The following is a 21040-nucleotide window of genomic DNA, read 5'->3' as shown; positions in this document are numbered from 1 at the left end:
TAGCGACCCAAGCCATGCCCCACCTGAACGAAACCAACGCCGTCACCGCCGTCCCCGCCGCTGAGAGCACCGCTGCGCTGGCGCACTTTCGCGCGTCGCTGCAATTCGAAACCGACTGCGCCGACGTTGCCGGCGCGCTTGCCAGCGGATCGCCCGGGTTCGTGTTGCTCGACGTCCGCAGCCCGGCGATGTTTGCACAGGGACATATTCCCGGCGCCGTGAACCTGATGCATGGCAAGATCATCGCGTCGAAGCTCGCGGAATTTCCGGCCGACACACTGTTCGTCACGTACTGCGCAGGGCCGCACTGCAACGGTGCGACACGTGGCGCCATCCGATTGGCGCAATTGGGACGTCCCGTCAAAGTGATGATCGGCGGCATGACCGGCTGGCTCGACGAAGGCTTCGCGCTTGAGAGGCACGATGCCGCGTGACGCCGCGTGACGCCGCGTGATGCTGCGTGATCGCGCAAATGCGGTAAGCTCGGCAGCTCGGCATACTGCTGATTCTCAGCGCCGCCCCTCGGCTGCCCGTCCTGAAACCCGCTACGCGACTTCCCATCATGACGCTCGACCCGACCCTTCTTGCAGCGTTCGCACCGACTGGCGTGCTGCGCGCCTGTATCAACCTCGGCAACCCCATTCTCGCGGGCACCGACGCGCAGTCCCGCCCCGTGGGGCTTTCCGTCGATCTGGCTGGCGCATTGGCAAAGCGCCTGGGCGTCGGTCTGGAGCTGGTGGTGGTCGACGCCGCGGGCAAATCCGTGGAAGCGATCACGAACGAACAGGCGGATGTGGGCTTCTTTGCCATCGACCCGCGCCGCGCGGCGACGATCGGTTTCACCTCGCCCTACCTCCTCATCGAAGGCTTTTACCTCGTGCGCAACGCGTCGCCCGTCACGTCGAACGCCGACGTCGACCGGGCAGGCACGCGGGTCGTCGTCGGCAAGGGCAGCGCGTACGACCTGTTCCTCACGCGCGAGCTCAAGCATGCCGAGATCGTGCGTGCGCCGACTTCGCCCGCCGTGGTCCGAACATTCATCGAGACAGGCTGTGAAGTGGCTGCCGGCGTGAAGCAACAACTGGCGCAGGACGTGGCCAACCTGAGCGGTTACCGATTGCTCGATGAGCGCTTCATGGTGATCCGTCAGGCGATGGGGGTGCCGATCACGCGCGGCGAGGCCGCACTGACCTTCCTGACGACATTCGTGGAAGACATGAAGCGGGAGGGTTTCGTTGAGGACGCAATGCAGCGGCACGGCATCACGGGCGTTAGCGTTGCGCCAGCCCGGGCTTGACCGAGTCGGTCACGTACTTGCCCGGCTACGTATTCGGTATAAAAAATATACTTACTTTTAAAGATGCGCGCGTGCGATGAAAGAGAATCCGCCTGGCTGCACAGGGAGCGCCTGCGTCCCGTGGTCGAAGTGACGACGGAATTCGGTCGTCGGCTCAGGGCGCGAGACGAGGCGCATAACGAGGCGCGAGACGAGACGCGCTGATCGCGCGAGTCGTCGGGATATACCCGAACCGACGACGCCCGCGCACGCGCAAAGCCGCGTCCGGCGGGCATGTGCGAAGCACGCGAGCGGGATGCCGTACGGCATCGATGCAAATTGGGGTAGCGGTCTGCAAATGACTGACTAAAATTCCTAATTGCATACGGTGCAAGCAAACCGCTCAAGACGGTTGGGACTGTCCAGGACCGTTCGTTATACGAAGTTCGGAAAGTGCAGTCAGTGCGTCGTACGAAGGTAAAAATGGGGCCAGCGCAATAGCGTTTCCATTCCTTCACGGGAGGCATGTCCATGACGTGCCTAAGCAAATGGTTGATAGGTGCCTGTGTCGTCACGCTTAGCGGCGTGGCGTTAGCTGCGGGCGCCGACTCGGGTTCATCCGAACAGATGATCATGGCCAATCTCGGGCCATCGCCGCTACCCGTGCGCGTCCCACCCCCACCTGCCCCCGTGTCGGTCGCCGCCGTCCCGCCCGTTCCCGTCACCCTGTATCCGTTCGGTCGGGAGGGCCCGGAGACACTGGAGCGCATCGACAGAATGCCGGTGACGCAGACCGACGCATTTCTCTACACGCGGATCGAAGCTGTCAACAGTGCGGCGCATGGCAACGACCACCGGTCGGCGGACTGGCTCGAATCGACGCCTGCCGCAGACACCGCCGCGGCCAAAACCCAGCAGAGTTACCTGAGCATCGGGCCCAACCGCTCGCCACAGTTATCTCTCGTCCAATGGAACAATTCGGACGACAAGCTCGGCTCCGATCCCAAGCGCGGACTGTCGCTCAAGACGGAGGACTGGACCATTTCCGCGAGCGCCAAAATTCCGATTCTTCGCCAGAAAGATCTCGGCGCAACGGTGTACGTCAAACGCCGGTTCTGAACGTTGCGACAACGCCCATGGCTCACGCTCGTGCGCCGGCCATGGGCTTGCGTGCGGGCGCGCCGGATGCGCGCTATGCCGTCGCCATGTCGTCTTGCACCGTCATTAGATCGTCATTACGCCGTCTGCTTCACGGCCGTCACATCGATCTCCACCAGCCATTCCGGGCGCGCCAGCGCCTGCACCACGATGCCCGTCGACACCGGGAACACGCCCTTGAGCCAGCGTCCCATCACGTTGTACACGGCCTCGCGATAACGCGGGTCGACGATGTACACGGTGACCTTGCAGATGTCCGCGAGCTGACTGCCGCACTCGTCGAGCAGCATCTTCACGTTGGCCATCGCCCTTTCGGTCTGCGCCGTCACGTCGCCGATGCCGACCGACTCGCGCGTATCGAGGTCCTGCCCGATCTGGCCGCGCAGATAGATGGTGTTGCCTGCGATGACCGCCTGGCACAGATCGTTGTCGAGCTTTTGTTCCGGGTAGGTCTCGCGGGTGTTGAACTTGCGGATTCTTGTGTGCGTCATGATGTTCCTGTGGTTCCGATCGTTCCAATGAATTGGCGGGAAGTCGCGCTCAATGCGCAAGGATCTTCGAGAGAAAACGTTTGGCGGCAGGGCTGGCGGCCTCGTTGAAAAATGCGTCGGTCGGGCTGTCTTCGACGATCGCGCCATCCTCCATGAACACCACCCGATGCGCCACGCGCCGCGCGAAGCCCATCTCATGCGTGACGACCATCATCGTCATGCCCTCACGCGCGAGCTCGACCATGACGTCGAGCACTTCGTTGACCATCTCCGGATCGAGCGCCGAGGTCGGTTCGTCGAACAGCATCGCCATGGGGTCCATCGACAATGCACGCGCGATGGCCACACGCTGCTGCTGCCCGCCCGATAGCTGCCCGGGGTACTTGTGCGCGTGCGCGGACAGGCCGACCCGATCCAGCAACGCCCGCGCCTTGGAGCGCGCCGCATCGGCGTCGCGTCCCAGCACGATTTGCTGGGCGAGCGTGAGATTGCGCGTGAGATCGAGATGCGGGAACAGCTCGAAATGCTGGAAGACCATGCCGACCTTGCTGCGCAGTGACGGCAAATCGGTCGACTTCGCAGTGAGCGAGGTGCCCGCCACCACAACGTCGCCTTTCTGAAACGGCTCCAGCGCATTGACCGTCTTGATCAGCGTCGACTTCCCCGAGCCGGACGGCCCGCACACCACCACGATCTCGCCTTTGGCGACGTGCGTGGAGCATTGCTTGAGCACGTGGTGCGCGCCGTACCACTTGTCGACGCCACGGATATCGATGATGGGTTGTGCGGTGCTCATTTATCGAAGTATCCCGCGCGGATCGACGCGCCGATCAGGTTCAGAATGAGGCGTCCCGCGGTCACGCAGGAGATGAGGTTGACATCGTCCTTTTCCGGCTGAATCTCGACGATGTCCATGCCGACGACGCGGCCCTTGCGTACCAGACCGTGAATCAGCTTGCGCGCCTGCACGAAGGTCACGCCGCCCGGCGCCGGTCCCGCGACGGCGGGCATCGTCGACGGATCGAGGCCGTCCGCGTCGATCGTGAGGTAGTAATTGCCGCCGTCGGGAATGCGATCGAGCACGGCGTCCATGCCGATGTCGTGCAGTTCGTACGCGGTCACCAGCTCTGCGCCGTACTCGCGCGCTGCCGCGAGATCGGCCGGACGGCCGCTGCCTTGCGCGCGCAGACCGATCTGGATGATGCGATCGACGTGCGCCATCTCCGAGGCGCGACGGATCGGGCTCGACAGGCCCTCGCGCACCCCATTGACTTCGTCGCGCCAGTCCAGGTGGGCGTCGATATGGACGAGCGTGATCGGCCCCTTCTGATCGAGGCCGCGCAGCACCGGCGTGGTGATGCCGTGATCGCCGCCCAGCACGATCGGCATGGCGCCGCCTGCTGCAATGCGACGCACCGCCGCTTCGGCGCGCGCGTAGTGCTCGCCCGGCTTCGACAGATCGGGAACGATATCGCCGCAATCGACGAAGCGGATGTCCTTGCGGCCTTGCAACAGCGGGCCGTCGATATCGAAGTCGTAGTGCTCGGGGCGACGCACCACGCGGTCGGTCGCCTGACGAATCGCCGAGGGCGCGTTCGTCTGATCGTTACTGAAGTCTGACGCCGCGTACGGCGCGCCATACGGCATGCCGAGCACGGCAATGTCAGCCTTGAGGTTGTCGATGTCGAGATCGAGTTCCGAGTACAGCAGGGTCGGGTGGCCGGTGCGCGGCGCGACGGTGTATGTCGTCATGAGAGTTGTCCTTTTCCTTTGGCGGGGAATGTCGAGAGGGGAGCCACGTCGGGTGTGCGGGTACGTCGCCCGACAACGTTTTCCAGACGTCGCCCAACACCGGCCAGCAAGACGCTGCTGAGCCAGTAGATCAATGCCGTGGCGCCGAGCACTTCGACGTAAGCGAAGGTGTTGGCGGTGAGCAGATTGCTTTGATAGGTCATCTCCGGCAGGCTCATCACCGAGAAGATCGCCGAGTCCTTGAACATCATGATGACGAGGCTGGTCGTTGGCGGAATGAGGAAGCCGAACAGTTGCGGCGCAATGATGTGGCGCTGCGTCTGCCAGTAAGTCATGCCCAGCGAGAGCGCCGCGTGCGTTTGTCCGCGTGCGACGCTGCGCAGCGCCGCGCGCAGGATTTCGCAGAAGTAGCCACCGGTGTAGAACGCCGTACATCCCACGGCTACGGTCATGGCCGATGCACTCACACCGAGCTTCGGCAGTCCGAAGAACGACAGGTAGACGAGGATCAGGTAGGGGATGTTGCGTACCAGTTCGACGTACGCCAGTGCGATGGGACGCAACAGCGTGCGCGACTGCGCCGCGTAAGCCGCCGAAATCCCGATCACGACACCGATCGGTATGCCCACGACGCTCACCAGCGCGGTAATGCGCAGGCCTTCGAGTAGCACGGGAATCGCTTCCCGTACGATGGAAAAATCAATGGCCATGGGGCAGCATCCTGGAGACGCGGCGCTCGCAGACCCGCGAGGCGGCCGAAATGCAGAACAGAAGCACGAAGTACACGGCGGCCGTGATCGCGAAGACCTGCAACGGCAAATCCGTCTGCAAGGTGGCATTGCGCGCGACAGTCGCCAGTTCCGGCACGGCAATGATCGACATCAGCGACGACGCCTTGAGCAGAATCGTGAACTCGCTGGTAAGCGGCGGAATCGCGCGATAGATGACCTGCGGCAGCAGCACGTGACGCCAGACTTGCGGAGCGCGCATGCCCATCGCGTACGCGGCCGCGCGTTGTCCGTAAGAGATCGTGCCGAGCGCACCGCGCAGGATCTCGACGATGTAAGCACTGGTGTTGCATGCGAGCGCCGCCACGCCTGCGGTGATCGGCGAGATCGAGATATCGAACATGGCCGGGACCATGTAGTACGCGATCAGCATGTGGATCAGCGCGGGCGTGCCGCGAATGAGACTGACCCACAACACGACGAACGAGCGCAGGGGTGCGAGCGGCGAGATGCGCGCGAGCAGCAGCACGATCCCGAGCCCCAGACCGATGACGAAGGCGCCTGCGGAGGCAGCGAGCGTGATCACCGTGCCTGACACCACGCCTTCGACGAACGGCTGGAGCACGCCGCGCATTTGTTCCATGCCGGGCCAGTTGAACATGGCGGCCGCCGTCAAATGGCGCCTTGCGGCAGGTAGTTCTCGCGCGGCGTGTCCATCGGGCCGCCGAACCACTTTTGCTGCAATGCGGCGAGCTTGCCGTTGGCGCGGAACTCGTCGAGCGAATCGTTGATGAACTTGCGGATTTCGAGATCGTTCGGATTGGCCACCCAGGCGAGCAGCTTCGGCTGACCGATGGTCCCGGCGATGCGAAACGCGTTGGGTTGATTGCGCATTTGCACCGCGGCAATGTTCGACGGCATCAGCGCCACGTCGATGGTCTTGTTGGCGAGTGCGTTCGAGACATCCGGATACGCCTGGTAAAGACGCGTGCCGGCGTAACCCTTACCCGTCTTCGCCTTGAGTTCCTTTTCGAACTCGTCGGCCACCGGTTGCGACGACGAGCCCATCTGCGTGCCGATGGTCTTGCCTGCGATGTCCATATCGCCCTTGATGGCGGTCTCGTCGGTGCGCACCATCAGCACCGAGCGCACCACGCCGACGGGCTGGCTGAACGCGAAGCGCTTGGCGCGCTCGGGGGTGATGCCCACGCTCGTCGCCACGAAGTCGAACTTGTGGGACATAAGGCCCGGGAGCAACCCCTGGAACGGCAGGTTCATTTGTTCGAGCTTGACGCCGAGTTTCGCGGCCATCAGTTCGAGCACGTCGTGCCCATACCCGACCACTTGTCCGTTTTCGACGAATTCGAACGGTTCGTATGCCGCTTCGGTGCCCACGGTCAGCTTGCCGCGCTTCTTGATGTCGGCAAGCGTGCCGCCTTCGGCAAAGGCCAGCGACGGCACCGCCGGCAGCGCCAGTGCGGCGCTCGAAGCAAGCGTCGCCTTTACAAAGGATCGTCTGGACCAGGTCTTCATAGCTTGCCTCGCGTCATGTGGGTTGGGTGTTCCGACGGGCGCGTCCGGCAGTGACCGGTGTCGTGCGCCTCTGAAACCCAATGTATGCGGGCAAAAAGATCATGAAAAATGTTTTTTTTATTGGTATGGTTTCGAAAAATGAAACCTTTTGTGCACCGCGCATGGCAACGGTTTGTGAGACGTTCAGCGCGAATTCTGGCCTGTGCGATGGGGTGCTGTGAGGCGTGCGAGCTTGCCTTACGGACGATGATGCATCGGGATGCCGACGCTGCTGCATCCGGCGGTGACGGACGCGATTGGGGACGAGGCGATGGCAAATCGGGAGTTCAGCGAGCGAGACCTTCGCTCGTTACGCATTTTTTGCGCGGTGGCGCAGGCGAGTGGCTTTGCGGCGGCCGAGAAGCAGTTGAACATGTCGAAGGCGTCGATCAGCCGACATATCCGCGAGGTCGAGGAAACGCTGGGCACGCGACTGTGCGAGCGTGGCCCGTCCGGCTTCGTGCTCACGCATGCGGGCAAGGTTGCGCTGGAGCTGGCCCGCGACGCGTTGAAGTCACTGGAGCGGATTCGTCCGGAAATCGATGCCGTACGTGGCGTGCTGTCGGGCACGCTGTCGATCGGGATGGTTGAGCACATCCTGTCGGATGTGGGGTGTCATATTTCCGAAGCGTTGGATGCGCTGAAGACACAAGCACCGGACGTGAAGGTCGAACTGACAGTGATGACGTTCAACGAACTCGATCTGGCGTTGCGCGAGCGTCGTGTGCAAATCGCGATACGCGGGATGTACCGGCGTGAGGCCGGGTTTCACTATCAGCCACTGTTTATCGAGCGTCACCAGTTATACGTGGCGAAGCATCGCGTGAAGGAAGCGTCGACGTTGCCGCTGGTCTATCGGACGCAGCCGTTCGTGCATGAAGCGCTCAATACCCTGGGACTGACGCGTGGGCCGACGGCGTCCGGCTTGGAGGCGGTGGCGATGCTGGTGCTCTCCGGGCATTACGTGGGGCTGCTGCCACAGTATTACGCCGCGTCGTTCGCGAAACGTCATGCTGTAGTGAGAGTGCCGTCGGGGCCGGAGTACGAGAACGCGATCAGCGCAATCACGGAAGCGTCACGGCCGAGAACTCGGGCGCTGGATCTGTTTTTGGATTTGTTGGCGCAGGTGCATTCGGGAGCGTGTCCGTGAGCGGCGAATATGGAGAAATCGATTCTCCCTCCGGGTCCGACCGTCAATTCATTGAATCACTGTGCGGCAGAGTCTTCACCCGTGACGCGTCTCTTCGGCCCCGCCGGTTTGCATGCGGTCCGCCAATGCTGCATCGAAACTGACGGTGATTGTTCCGTCAGGGAGAGGTTTCAGTGGTTTTAGTCTTTTCATCTTTCGAATTCTTAATTGCGGTCCGACCGAGCACGGCAATTAGAGTAACTCCCATCGAAATCATAATGAATACGCCCATTGCAAACGGAGTAAGAAATTCTGGCAACGTTGCGATGGTCTTTCTGTATCCAACACCGACCGCCCCCACTATCAAAATACCGAGGTAAATCTAAGAAAATGTTCCGACAAATACCTTCCAAGGACGGAATCGCCCGAGGACTTTGCCGATTACCGTACCAAACAGCCCGCCTATAAGTCCGCAAAAAATTTCAGACATCTTCGAATTTCCTCAGTCCTTTGACTCGCCTGATTTGACGACAGCCTGCGTCGCTTTACCTACCGTCTGCCCCAAAGCAAAGTTCACCCCACGAATCACTACGCTGGGAACAGTTGTGATGTTTGTAATCGAATTAGGGACTCCCGCCCATCCGAACATCGACGTTGCGAACATGTTGCTATACGAAAGCGGCGACAACGCGACCTATTCCTCCACCCTCTTTTTCTTATTCAACAATCCAGTACAGATAAACAGGCAAGAGGCTGCCAAAACTCCGATGGCGATTGAAATCATAATCCCCACGAAGGTTACGTTGTACTGCATGAACTTCAGTGCAGCGACCCTTACACCGCTATTGATTACGTCGGAGGCAAACGTCGAAGCATGGACCGCAAAGACAACAAAAATGAATATTGAAATATATTTGAATTTTTGAGCCCATCTTATAATCGGCATGCCAAATAATCCTCCAAGCATTCCAGACCAAAATCCATCATCCATAATCGTTACCTCTACTTACTTAAGGACTCGCCCTGCCGCGCAGCGCCTTACGATAAGCACGGCCGTACGATCAGACTGGATGTTGCTGCCCGCGTTCTTCGTGCTGTCTTACGACGACGTCGTTTGCTGGTCGACGATCCCCAACTCGGCTCGACCTCCGTCTAACCAAACGCACCCACCCCGCCACTGGCCGCCTCACAATACTGGCATTTATATGCGAACCGTTCCGGAACGTCGAATCAGCGTTGGCGTCGCCGTTGGAATTCGAGAATGGTGCCGACACCCCCACCCGATCGTGCCGAACGACACGCCGAAACTACCGCCCTTCGACTCGTTGTCGCTATGACGGCTAATTCTGTTGATCCAAGTGACAGCGCCAAAGTGTATGTATCAATACGGGGTACCGTAATGGGCCAGCGTCGCCACACTCCCAAATATCGCGCTAACCGCGACCAATCGCACCTAGCGTCGACCGTCACGGCTATCGGCGTGAAACATCATTCGATGCGCCGGCTGATGCCGCCCCCGCCTGACGAGGTCAGATCTATCGCAAACTAAACTTGGCCCTGCTTGTCACGGGCAGTGGAGTTGCCCCTGTAACTCAGGACAGGCGGACACTGTTAGGTTGATGACACCGCATTACGCCTGAACTCGCGAGGCGAGCGGTATTTCAAGGCTTTGTGCGGGTGGCGCTCATTGTAGTGTTCAAACGCGATTGCCAGACGCGAGAGCGCTGTTGGTGCGTCAGGCTTGTCCATATAGGCGACGTAATCGTGCTTCATGGTCTTCACGAACGATTCGGCCATGCCATTGCTCTGCGGCGAACGGACCGGCGTGGTCAGCGGCTCAAGACCCAGTTCGCGAGCGAAGCTGCGCGTGCGGTAGTCGATGTAGGCCGAGCCGTTGTCCGTCAGCCATTCGATGGGGTGCGCGGCCTGCGTGGTGCCGAAGCGCTGTTCGACGGCGGCCAGCATCACGTCTCGCACCACATCACCGCTATGCCCGCCGGTCGTTGCGGCCCAGCTAATCGCCTCGCGGTCGCAGCAGTCCAACGCAAACGTCACGCGCAGCGGCGTACCATCGTCGCACCGGAACTCGAAGCCATCGGAGCACCAGCGGGTGTTGCTGCGCTCCACGGCAACGCGACCGTCATGCCGCCGCTTGTCTTGCCGCACGCCGGGGCGGCGCAGCAGCAACTGATGCTCCCGCATGACCCGATACACGCGCTTGACGTTGATGCACGGCGCACCGCTCTGCTCCCGACTGCGGCGCAGCAGCGCCCAGACACGCCGGTAGCCATAGGTAGGAAGGTGCGCCACATGGGCCTGAATCTCCTCGACCAGCCCGGCATCGTTGGTCACGCGGGCACGGCGACCATCGCGCCAGTCGGACGAGCGAGCTCGCTTGACCGCCACGGCAGAGCGCGCCACGCCGAGAACTTCGCAGACCGTCTTCATCGGTCGTCCCCCGGCAGCAAGGGCGAGCGCGCAATCAGGTTTTTTGACCGGCCCCATTCCACGGCTTCTTTCAGGATTTCGACCTCCAACGTCTTCTTCCCGAGTAGCCGTTGCAACTCCTTGATTTCCTTGATGGCGGCGGCTAGCTCAGATGCCGGTACAACGGTTTCACCCGCCTTCACCGCCGCCAGACTGCCTTCCTGGTATTGCTTGCGCCAGCCGAACACCTGGTTGGCATTGACGCCGTGCCGACGTGCAACGGCCGACACCGACGCTCCCGGCTCCAATGTTTCCTGCACGATGGCGATTTTTTCCTGCGCCGTGCGCCGACGACGGCGCTCCGGCTCGGTCAGAATTTCGATGCTTTCCACGTAATGACTAGGCTTACTGATAGGCACAAGACTATCCCTTATTTTAAGAGAGTCCTCGTGTCCTCAGATACGTGGGGCCGCTCCAGGCAGGTAAATTCGCACTGCTAGAGCCGTAGACCTCTTTTGAATTTTCATAGCCGAGGAATGTCGTTCGGTTCAATTACCAGCCGATGCGCTTGCGATCGTAGATCCAAACTCCGACACCGGAGACGATGGTCGCGAAAGGAACCAGCTTGCACCAGGCATAGATGCGCGACTTTGACGGCCAAAGGTAACCGTCGCAATTGTGCATCCATGCAACAATTGGAAGCCAAATGAGCTCGATGACCAATCCGCAGAGCGAATAGGTAATTAGAAACACAAGCAGATAGCTGATAAAGGCTCTGAGGCTTCGCGAAAGACGTGTGCTCATTTGTTCTTCGGCATTAAGTTGGGACCAGCATTTACTCGGGCGTTAGTCGATTCCGATGCGACTGCACCCGCCGTTGTTCCGGCAACCGAAGGGATTGCACTTGGCGGAACGTACTTCGAAATGCCGAGGTCGATATCGACCCATTCTGCTCTGTACCAAGGGTTCACACGATTGCCTATAGCGCTCTCCACCTTTCCGCCAATGCCGTAGCCTGCGACCGTTCCAGCGGCAGCGCCTGCCATACTCATATTCGGATTGTCACCTTTAATCGCGGAGCCAGCGAGCGCTCCGCCCGTGTTTATCAAGAAACCAGGTAGCAATCCAGTTTCGAAGGTCAGAGCTCCGGTCACGCCAGCCATAGCCGTGTCAATGAGGCTGATTTGCCCGTTCCGGACATTGCGTCAAGTTTTTCTTCTGCTACGGCAGGAGCTAGCCTCTCGTCGCACACAACCATTTTTCGTCAAACAAACAACATCGGTGACAGACTCGGCGCCGCCTCCCGTAGGCATCTAACGTGCACCTTAGAAAAAAAACCTTTTGATTGCCATAGCCCCCAAGATTGCGCACGCTACGGCAACACATACCCAATAAACGGTTCGATCTTTTGAACTCATTTTCTCCCATTGCTCTGGGGTTGGTCCTCCGCCTGCAGCCATAATTACCTCCCTTATTTCAACGGTTCCGTTACCTGAGTGGAATGCCCCCAAGGCTGTACGCCGACGGTGAGCGGACCTAGCGTACCGATGCCAAATTCAATCCCGGTCGCCCCTCCGTACGAATGGGTGATCGCACCACTAACGTTAACCCTAAAAGGTGTTGGAATGGAAATGAACATCTGATTGCCGTCCCCTGCAAGGAAACTGCTAGTTCCTTCGGCGCTGGCAACACCAAAGATCCAGCCAACGGTGGCGCTTAAACCAGGCCGCCAAGAAATTGAAGATGGATTTGTTTGAGCCACGCCTCCTGATAGATAGGTAGATCCATCGTAGAAATTGATGACTCCGGCCACAACCCCAGATAAGGCCCCGGTATTCAATGTTCCGTAGTCGGGCTTAAGACCACGACCACTTGTGCCCAACCCTGCTGAATAGTCCCCCGTATTAAATCCCGGTGAAAACGGCCCGTTACCTTGACTATTCGGCAAATCGGCGTACGAGCGCCCAATACTCTCAGACGACGATACGTTCCAGCTGTACGGCGAACTTCCGCCCCCAGTATTCGTTGCGATCAGGTCGCGCAACGCATCGGGAGGTGGGGATAGCATCGCAGCATTCTGGACAAGATACTTGTTTCCGGACGTATCGATGAAAACACGCATGCCGGTACTGTCGTAAATCTCCTTTGCCTTTGTGTCGCCATTGAGCGGCACTACCATTCCCGTCCACGCGGTCTCACCGTAGGCGCTGTTATTGGCTGAGCGCATAGCATTCTCAATTTGATCTATCGAGATCGGAGATCCGTCTTGGTTGACGATACCTCGCCGTCTCGCGTCCTCCAAGATTCTCTTAGCAAGCACCTTTTCGTCCGGATGCAACTGCCGATTAAACCGATCAACGTTATACCCGGTGAACGCCCCGGAGCTTCCGCCAACCGCGGCCCCCACCGCAGTACCAACGCCCGTCGCAACAATCTGTGCCAACGCCTGATCGATGTCGGCATTTCCCGTCGGACGGGCCTTCTGAATGTTCTCGCTCAGTTCGTTCAGAGTCCCGCCGAGCTTCGACGTCAGTCCTGCGCCTAATGCACCACCAAGCGCATTCCCGCCTCCCAAGCCTGCGATGATCGCGCCACCCGCTGCGTGCATTGCCGCACGGTAGTCACCACCCTCCTTCCAATTGTCGGCTTCCTTCTGATACTGCGCCTTCAACTCCGGATCGGTCGTGGCATCGGCCAGCTTCTGCGCCGCGTCTCGCTTCTTTTCCGCATACGTCCCAATATCCCGCGCCACCGCTTCCCCGGCCGCCGTCGTCGCCGCCATCAGGCGTGACTGATCGTTGAGCAGGTTCTGCAAATCCGGTGTGCGGTTCACCGTTTCGTTCAGGTTCGACGTGTCCCGGTTCAGACTGGCGAGATCCTGCGTCTGGTTCGCACCGTTCGTCAGCGTGATCGTGCCATCGCTCACGCCGCTGCGCGTCACGCCTCGCTCGCTGCCGCTCTCCGACTGCGGCAGCATGGGTGCAATGCCACCCGTGTTCTTGCCCGAACTCGGCCCCGTCGTCCGCTCGGTAGCACCGCCATTGCCGAAAGTGCCCCCACCGCCAAAGCCAAAGCTGTTCGCGCTGTAGTCGGAATGGTTCTGGATGTCGGAGAACGTCAGCGTGCCCGTCGTCAGTTGGTTCTTCGACGAATCTGCCGTACTGGCAATGTATGCGCCCTTCAGATCCGTATTGCCCTTGACGTCAACGTCGAACCCGCCAGTCCCGGCCTGAATGCCCGATTGCTCAACAACACCAGCGTAGTTGCCGCTCGCATTGCCACGCGAATAGCTGAAGCTGCCCGACGCGCCGCCCATGCTCGCGCTGAATCCGCCGCCCATACTCTCCTGATGCGCCGAACTCTCGCTCGTGTCCTGCACGCTGGCGATGTTCAGATCGCCCCCTACACGCGCAATCACCTTGTCCGCATTCACATTGCCGCCGACGATATTCGTATCGCTGCCGCTCACTATCACCGCCGTATTGCTCGCATTGATATGAGAGTTGTTCTGGAACGTCGAATCCGAGTTGGCGTCTCCGTTGGACTTCGAGAACGATGCCGATACACCCCAGCCACTCGTGCCGAACGACACGCCAAAACTACCGCCTTTCGACTCGTTGTCGCTGCGCGTCGACTCCGTGTCCTTGCTGCTGAGGACGTTGACCTGGTTGTTAGCTTGCAGAAGGACATCCTTCGCATCGATGTTCGATCCGATGATGTTGACGTTGCCCTTGCCCGACGCTGCATCCCCTGTAGCGACAAACGCCGTCGTGCCGACCGATCTGATGTTGCTCGACACGTTCTGCGTCGTATCGACGGACGATGTCGATCGGCTGCTCGACGAGCCGAAACTAAGTTCGACTTTGGCTTCCGGTGTTTTGCCTGCTTCGAGCATACTCAGCGCACCTTTGGCCTCGCCGAATGCACCCACCGCGCCACTTGCTGCAGCATACCCACGCAGCGCCGAGACACGCGCATCGCCCCCCGAATCCACCGCTGATTTGACCTGATTGGTGACGTTTTGAATCGCATCGATGACCGGCGACTTCACTGCCAGCGTAAAACCCGAGCTCTTGAACTCATGCGTCTCGTCATGATGCTGCTGGTTGAGCGCCGATTCGATCGTGACATTCTGACCAATGCCGGTAATATCGCCGGCCGCCATGATGTCGCTGCCTCTGACCAGCAGGTCGTTGCCCGCCACAATGCTGACATTGCCGTTCAGGCTGCCCACCATGCTGCCCGTCTGCGTCACGCTGCTGTCGTTGGCCTGGTCACGTTGCTCGTTCTTGCCGTACGAAACGCCCACACCACCCGACGAACCGAAACCAGAACTCTTCTTCTCGTAAAACGAGCTACTCTGGCTCTCGTTCTGTGCCGACTCGATACGCGCGTCTCGTCCCGCCTGCAAGGCGACGTCCTGCGTGCCGACGACCGTTGAACCACTCACGACGAGGTCACGTCCGGCCGACACGCCAACTGCGTTGCCCGACACCGTCGAGCCCACCGCAATCGTCTGATGTGAGCTGGATGACGATGTCTCCTCTGTTTTGGAGAGGAATCCCGAGCTGCTGTCATGCTGCCATTTCTGACTGTCGTGCGTCTGCGTCACCGTGCCGATGTTGACGTCGCCCGTCGCCGCCAATGCGATGGTTCCATTACCCTGCGACGACACAGACGAACCCAGCACCGACAGATTGCCGGTCCCCGACGAGGCTGCGACCGGATTGATCTGATATGCGCCCAGCACGCCACCGACGGCACTCGCCTGGCCTGCCCCGATCAGCACGTGGTTACCTGCGCTGACGCTGGCACCATTGACCGCTTCGTCCAGCGACGATTTGGTGTACTGCAACGAGCCCCCGAAGGAGCGCTCGTCGTGCACGTGCGAGTCTTTGACTGCCGTTACCGTGACATCATTGCCCGCGAGTACCCTCGCATTGCCACCTGCGACAACTGTCGCTCCGCTCAACGTAGTATCACGCCCTGAGACCGTCGTCAGATTGCCGCCAGCGGAGATCGCACTGCCAACGTTCTGCACAATGACGTCGCGACCGCCGTTCTGTCCATCGGTCGTGCCGACAGTCTGCGACTGGCCGACCGTCAACGTATTGGCATTGATGTCGCGCCCTGCCGCGACCACCACAGCGCCATCGCTGGCGATTGCGCCCGCATTGAGGGTAACGTCGCGTGCAGCCACGGCCGCGGCACTGTTCGATCCCGAGATGATGCCGACCGCGCCGATGCCGGTGGCCGACGCCGACGACGTGAAGCTGCCACCGTTGTCCGTTCCCGCCGTCTGGGTGAGCGTCGTCGATTCGTTGATGAGATCGCGCCCTGCCTGCACGACGACGTCCTTGCCGCCGATACGACCGCCGGAGTTGCGAATATCACCCAGCGACGTCAACGACGTCGTGCCGCCACTTCCGATCACACCGAGATTGACGATGGCGTCGCCCAGAATCGTCGTCGCCGTATCGCTGACAATCTGCCCGCTGTTCTGCATATCGCCCGTCGCGGCAAGTGTCACACTGCCCCCGGCCACCAGCGCGCCGGTATTCGTCAGATCGACAGTGTTCGCCTGCGCCAGATACACCTGCGGCACGAGCACCGACTGAACGGAGCCATCAGGAAGGGTGACTTCCTGTGAGACCAGCCAGACCATGTCGGTGGTCAACTGCGTCATTTGCGCGTCCGACAGGGCGACCCCTACGCTGAGGCCGAACTGCTTGCCATATGTCACGCCGTTATTGAGCAGCGCCGTGTATTCGTCGAGATAGCTGGTGTATCCCGCGAGCAGTGTTTTGCCGGTGAGCGCCGTGATCTGGTCGCGGACCAGTTGCGTTTCATAGAAACCATCGCCAACACGCTTTTGCGTTTTCTGCGGATCGAGTCCCAACTCGCCCAGCATGTAATCGCTCGAAATGAACTTTCCGTATTCGGTGAAGCGACGATCCGTCGCAACCAGATAGGTCTGTCCCGGTGCCGTAGGTATTTGGAAAAGCGCGTTACGTGGCAACGTGAGGCCGGGAATGGCCTGCGCTGACGATCCCAGCGTCTGGCGATTTGCCACCGTGCCGGAAAGGTTGCCCAACTGCGGTCCCGTGGCGTTGCCCCCCGTTACGCCGGCGCTACCGACGGTATTGCCGGAACGGTCAACGCTCGACACTGTGATATTGCGCCCGGAGGACTGAACCGACTGGTTGCCGACGGCAATCGCGGGAAGCGATGCAAGTGTCGTTGGCGGCAGCGGCGTCACCGGATAGGCGACCGTCACCTGATCGTCGTCGCCGCCAGACTTCTGGTGCCAGTAGAAGGTCGACGTCTGCGTCTGTGTCACCGTCTCCTGCAAGGTTATGCCGACGTCGTTGACGGACCCGCCTGTCGCGCGACGAATCAGATCGCTTCCCGCCGTCATCGTTGACGACTGATTGTTGATCGCGCCACCGTCAGCATTGATGCGAATGGAGCCCTGGGCCTGGAGCTTCGCTTCGGGAGACGCGCTGATGAGTTCATCGCGCGTTCGCGTCGTCGTGATGACGCGCGTGATTTCGTTGTAGTCCCGCTGATCGATCCCCAGATCGCCACGCGAGATCGCCTGATCCGGACGGATCATCGTATTCGGATCCCAGTCTGGCCAGAACACGATACGGTAGCTGTCCCCGTTATCGACAAGGCTGTTGAAGTACTGAGTCGGGTTCTTGCCGACGTCTCGCGTCTTGGTGGTCGACTCGCATTGGCCATGATCGTCACACGGCCCCTGACCCTGCGTCGTCATGTCCTGATACGACTCTTCGAGGGGTTTCGTCAGACTGAAGGTCTTGGCTGCGAGATCCACATTCGTCACTTGAGACTTCGGGATATCGACGGTCAGCGGTCTCGCAAGCGCTTGCAGCAGGGCCGACGATATCGGCGCTCTGCCTGCGCTCCATTTCCATTCGGGGAACGTCAGGCTCGTGTGCATCAGCGTTTGTTCGCCGCTGGGCAACGCCGCCGTATAGAGACCGAAGCTCTGCGTCGTAGACTGCGGCGTTCCCGGCTGCGTCTCGATGCTAGTGCGCGAGTTGTTGATGACACGAGCCGCAACGTCCAGATTGCCGTCGGCAACGATGTTGGCCGAACGATTGGTCAGCAAGGCCATCTGATTGGCGAGCAGCCCCTGTCCGTCGCGTGTGCCATCCCGAGCAATCTCGATATCCCCGGTGCTGTAGAGCAGTGCGTCGTCGTAGTTGGCGACGGAATTCGACGCATACAATGCGAGTCGTCTTGCCCCCCCTATGACTGCCGACGCGCCGTTGTTCTCGATATCGACGGCATTGACCTGCACGTCGTTGCCCAATACGCCGTAGCCGTTGTAGAAATGGCTCGCCTTGAGGCGTACCGTGTCGCCGCCGATGCTGCCGGCATTGGAGAATAGGCCTGAGGCACTTAACTGTGTCGTGGACGCATTGATCGAGCCATTCGCGTTGTTGACGAACTCTGCGGCGCGAACGTCCAGTGTGCCGGGGGCGCTTAGCACGCCGTCGTTGGTGAAACGTCCCGTCGATGTCAGCGTGAGCGTGCCATCGGCCCGTAAGCGGTTGGCTGAGGTATTCGCGTAGTCGCCCACGGCGGAGAACGTGAGATTGCGGCCGGCGGTCATCTGTCCGGCGCCGCTCATCGCACCGGCGACGCCGATGTCCCGATTCGAACGGATGATGCCGTTACCGTTATCAAGCGATGCGACTTGCAGCGAGACATCGCCAACACTCTCGATCGTTCCACCCGCATTCGCCACGCGTGTAGTCGCACTGGTCACCGTCACCGAATTGCCGCCGAACAACTGCCCTGCAGCGTTGTCGAGCGCACCGGCGATGCCCAGCAAGACGTCGCCGCCACCGACGACTCTCCCACCGGCAACGTTGCTCAGCGTGGCGGCGTCGACCGTCAATTTTCCGTTGCCACCGATCGTTCCCGCGGCGTTCTGCACGTCGCGAACCGCCGTGACGGCCGTCTCGCCGTCGCCCGCGTTGGTCAATTGCCCCGAGGTATTCGCCAAGCTGCCGGCAGCGATCGACAGGGCGTCGTGCGCGCCGTTGGCACTGATGCGTCCTCCGGTGTTCGTCAATATCCCGTCCGCACGGAGCTTGACCGCACCGCCCGATTGCATCGATCCCGCAGTGTTGTCCACATTTGACGCTGCTGAAAGGGTAAGGCCGTTGGTGCCATACACCGCGCCATTGCGATTGACGACGTCAGCGGTCGACGTCAGCCATGTCGCGTTGCCCGCAGTGAGTTCGCCGCCCGTGTTGTCGATGCGAGCCGCATTGATCTTCAGAACGCCGAGGCTGCCGAGCAGGCCCGTCAGATTGGTGACATCGCCGCTCGACAGGACCGTGAGACTGCCTGCGCCGAGGTGGCGGATTTTCCCCTGATCGTTCGTCAGCGCCCCCACGTCCACGGTCAGCTCTCTGGCGTTCGATGCCACCGTTCCAGCAGCGTTATTCAACGTGCCGCCGACGTTGATCGACTGGACCGAATCGCCGTATTGCCGGATCTCTCCGGAGCGATTCGATGCTTCCCCCGACACTGCCAGAGACAAGGTATCGGCATCGATCAGCCCGTGGTCGTTATCGAGCTGCGCCGCCCGGATGGTCGAGGTCGACGCGGAAATCGCGCCTTGACGATTGGTCAATATGGTGTCGACCGTCGCATTGATTTGCTCGCCCGAGAGCGTCCCGTTGGTGTTGTCGAGTCTCCCGGCCGACACATGAAGCTGCGTTCCGGCGACAACTTGCGCTGTATTGGTCATTGTGCCCGCGCGGACGCTCAATTCGCCATTGGCTCCAATGACGCCGCCAGACGCGCCCGAGGCGTTCGCTCCCCCAGCGTTATGCAGGTCGCCAGCGATATCGACGGATGTGCCATCGCCCGAGAGCGACACCACGCGGCCACCGGCGTTATCCAGCGAAGCCCCTTTGACGTCCAGAAGCCCCCCAGACTGAAAAAGCCCGCGCTGGTTGTCGATGCGACCACCTGTCACGTCAAGGCGCGTGCTCGCAACCGATTGCGCATCGGCATTGTCAATCCAGCCCAACGCGGCCAGCGTGATCGTATCGGCCGACAACGCCCCACCGGCATTGAGAATGCCCTGCACTGCCCTCACGCTCAATGCATTCGAAGCCGTTACGATGGCACGTTGAAGATCGATATCGCCCAACTGCGACGTCAGCGAAAGATTGCGGCTCGCATTTGTTCGACTGCCGGACACGTCGAGCGCACCTGCCAAGAAAGACATGTCGCCACGAGCGACGTTACGTCCAGTGGCAGTAATTTTCCCAGACGCAGTCAGCGTAAGGTTTCCCGCGAGCGACGGCTGTCCGTCCGAATCGATGCCCGCCCCCAGCGTTCCGCGGGACGTCACCGCAATAGCCTGCGCCGTGAGGTCGCCCGCAGCACTCAGCACGCCACCGTTGTCCAGCGCACCGCTCGTTCGTACATCGGCGCGCCCGCCCGCGTAGACACTGCCCTGATTGTCGATGCCGGCCTTTGCGTTGACGAGAACATTGCCTGTGGCTTCCGTCTTTCCCGACGTCACCAGCTTTCCTTCTGTGGTCAACGTCAGATCGCCGGCTTGCGCAGCAATCACCCCCTTGTTGGAAACGCCGACGCCATTCTCCGTACCTACCAGGAAGATGCGTTGCGCATACATGCCGCCCAACTGGCCTACGTCGAGGGCCACGTCAGGTGCATTGGCGTCCGCCGTCGTCTTCTGTACGGAGAGGGTTTCGTGATCGACTCGGTTCGTCCCCGTCACCACATTGAGTTGCTTCGCGTGCAACGCGGCATTTACCTGAACCGCACGCGCGATGAGATCGACTTGATCGACATTTGCCGCGTTCAGACCGTCGCCTTGAATGACAAGTCGTCCGCCGTTGACCTGATATCCCGACAGGCTGCCGTCCGCCCCCATGATAGGTGTGCCGGTCGTCAACACGCCGCGCGTGGTGTTGATGAAGCCTCCGCCGTCGACCATGATGCCGGCGCTGTTCGCAACCACGACCTGTGCGGCTTTTCCTGCCACCTCCAGATAGCCACGCAACTGGCTGGGCGAATTGCTATTCACCTGATTCAGAATGACGCGCGCCGCCTGATCCCGCGCGAGGTTGGGGTTGCCGTTGACGTACCCCGCCTGCTGCGTATTCACGATGGTCGATGAGTTGTTCAGTATCACGCCCTGGCGCGGCACATCAAATTGCGAATAGACGTTTTTCGACACCCCGGCCGCCGTAGGTGCGGTGATGTTGATCTGCTGCAACCCATTGGCGGTCTGCACGACATTCGGGGCATTAGCGCCCGGCGCCGCCACGACCTGAGCGTGGACCGACACTGGGGCGATGATCTGGGCGAGCACGAGCGCGCGCACCATGGCACGCTGAAGCCCACCTTCCGCCCAACTTCCCCGGGGCACGCCGTGGGCACGGCGATTGACGTGTGATTTCATCTGACTTTGTACGACTATTTATAT

The 21040-nt window shown here is 60.6% G+C and carries 15 protein-coding genes; 5 read left to right on the top strand and 10 right to left on the bottom strand.

From position 1 onward, the window contains the following. The first annotated feature begins 14 nt into the window (after positions 1-14). From UC34_RS03580 to UC34_RS25295, 3 genes are all read left to right on the top strand, one after another. The gene (locus UC34_RS03580; RefSeq protein ID WP_044454015.1) at positions 15-434 is read left to right on the top strand and encodes a rhodanese-like domain-containing protein; all 420 of its coding nucleotides are present in this window, start codon (positions 15-17) and stop codon (positions 432-434) included. Positions 435-562: 128 nt separating this feature from the next. Next, complete coding sequence (locus tag UC34_RS03575; RefSeq protein ID WP_044454013.1) at positions 563-1297, top strand: ABC transporter substrate-binding protein; 735 nt, start codon at positions 563-565, stop codon at positions 1295-1297. 510 nt (positions 1298-1807) lie between these two features. Beyond that, a complete protein-coding gene (locus UC34_RS25295; protein WP_157123004.1) occupies positions 1808-2395 on the top strand; it encodes a hypothetical protein in 588 nt (195 codons plus the stop codon). 116 nt (positions 2396-2511) lie between these two features. On the opposite strand, the gene UC34_RS03565 is transcribed toward UC34_RS25295, so the two are convergent. The 6 genes from UC34_RS03565 to UC34_RS03540 are packed head-to-tail and all read right to left on the bottom strand — an operon-like array spanning position 2512 to position 6938. Next, positions 2512-2925, bottom strand: a complete 414-nt coding sequence (locus tag UC34_RS03565; protein ID WP_063389816.1) for a RidA family protein — start codon at positions 2923-2925, stop codon at positions 2512-2514. A 49-nt stretch (positions 2926-2974) separates the two neighbouring features. After that, positions 2975-3703, bottom strand: coding sequence for an amino acid ABC transporter ATP-binding protein (locus UC34_RS03560; RefSeq protein WP_044457701.1), 729 nt, complete (start codon positions 3701-3703; stop codon positions 2975-2977). Positions 3704-3717: 14 nt separating this feature from the next. Beyond that, positions 3718-4677 (bottom strand): agmatinase, encoded by a 960-nt coding sequence (locus tag UC34_RS03555; protein WP_044454009.1) that lies wholly within the window; start codon positions 4675-4677, stop codon positions 3718-3720. Continuing rightward, positions 4674-5387 (bottom strand): amino acid ABC transporter permease, encoded by a 714-nt coding sequence (locus UC34_RS03550; RefSeq protein WP_044454007.1) that lies wholly within the window; start codon positions 5385-5387, stop codon positions 4674-4676. The genes UC34_RS03555 and UC34_RS03550 overlap by 4 nt, the downstream gene beginning before the upstream one ends. After that, positions 5377-6066: an amino acid ABC transporter permease gene (locus tag UC34_RS03545; protein ID WP_044457700.1), complete on the bottom strand. Its 690-nt coding sequence runs from the start codon at positions 6064-6066 to the stop codon at positions 5377-5379. The genes UC34_RS03550 and UC34_RS03545 overlap by 11 nt, the downstream gene beginning before the upstream one ends. Before the next feature lie 11 nt (positions 6067-6077). Beyond that, entirely contained in the window at positions 6078-6938 is an 861-nt protein-coding gene (locus UC34_RS03540) for a transporter substrate-binding domain-containing protein (protein ID WP_044454005.1), read from the bottom strand. Between the two features lie 310 nt (positions 6939-7248). Between UC34_RS03540 and UC34_RS03535 the strand changes: the two genes are divergently transcribed. Both UC34_RS03535 and UC34_RS25290 read left to right on the top strand, forming a co-directional pair. Beyond that, the gene (locus UC34_RS03535) at positions 7249-8127 is read left to right on the top strand and encodes a LysR family transcriptional regulator (protein WP_044457699.1); all 879 of its coding nucleotides are present in this window, start codon (positions 7249-7251) and stop codon (positions 8125-8127) included. A gap of 413 nt (positions 8128-8540) precedes the next feature. Continuing rightward, complete coding sequence (locus tag UC34_RS25290) at positions 8541-9032, top strand: hypothetical protein (protein WP_157123002.1); 492 nt, start codon at positions 8541-8543, stop codon at positions 9030-9032. Between the two features lie 685 nt (positions 9033-9717). On the opposite strand, the gene UC34_RS03525 is transcribed toward UC34_RS25290, so the two are convergent. The 4 genes from UC34_RS03525 to UC34_RS03510 form a co-directional block, all read right to left on the bottom strand. Next, positions 9718-10916 (bottom strand): IS3 family transposase gene (locus UC34_RS03525; protein WP_167370682.1). Its coding sequence is split into 2 segments (ribosomal slippage): positions 9718-10601 and positions 10601-10916, totalling 1200 coding nucleotides; the frame shifts between segments, so codons are not numbered across the junction. A 169-nt stretch (positions 10917-11085) separates the two neighbouring features. Next, the gene (locus UC34_RS03515) at positions 11086-11337 is read right to left on the bottom strand and encodes a hypothetical protein (RefSeq protein WP_044454001.1); all 252 of its coding nucleotides are present in this window, start codon (positions 11335-11337) and stop codon (positions 11086-11088) included. Continuing rightward, on the bottom strand, positions 11334-11696 hold the full coding sequence (locus tag UC34_RS25285; RefSeq protein WP_157122998.1) for a hypothetical protein: 363 nt from the start codon (positions 11694-11696) through the stop codon (positions 11334-11336). The genes UC34_RS03515 and UC34_RS25285 overlap by 4 nt, the downstream gene beginning before the upstream one ends. A gap of 308 nt (positions 11697-12004) precedes the next feature. Then, positions 12005-21016: a two-partner secretion domain-containing protein gene (locus tag UC34_RS03510; protein WP_084070338.1), complete on the bottom strand. Its 9012-nt coding sequence runs from the start codon at positions 21014-21016 to the stop codon at positions 12005-12007. Between the last annotated feature and the right edge of the window lie 24 nt (positions 21017-21040).

Origin of the sequence: Pandoraea vervacti (assembly GCF_000934605.2) — a bacterium.
Taxonomy (GTDB): domain Bacteria; phylum Pseudomonadota; class Gammaproteobacteria; order Burkholderiales; family Burkholderiaceae; genus Pandoraea; species Pandoraea vervacti.
The sequence above is the reverse complement of the archived record's forward strand: the minus strand, read 5'-3'. Positions and strand labels throughout refer to the sequence as shown.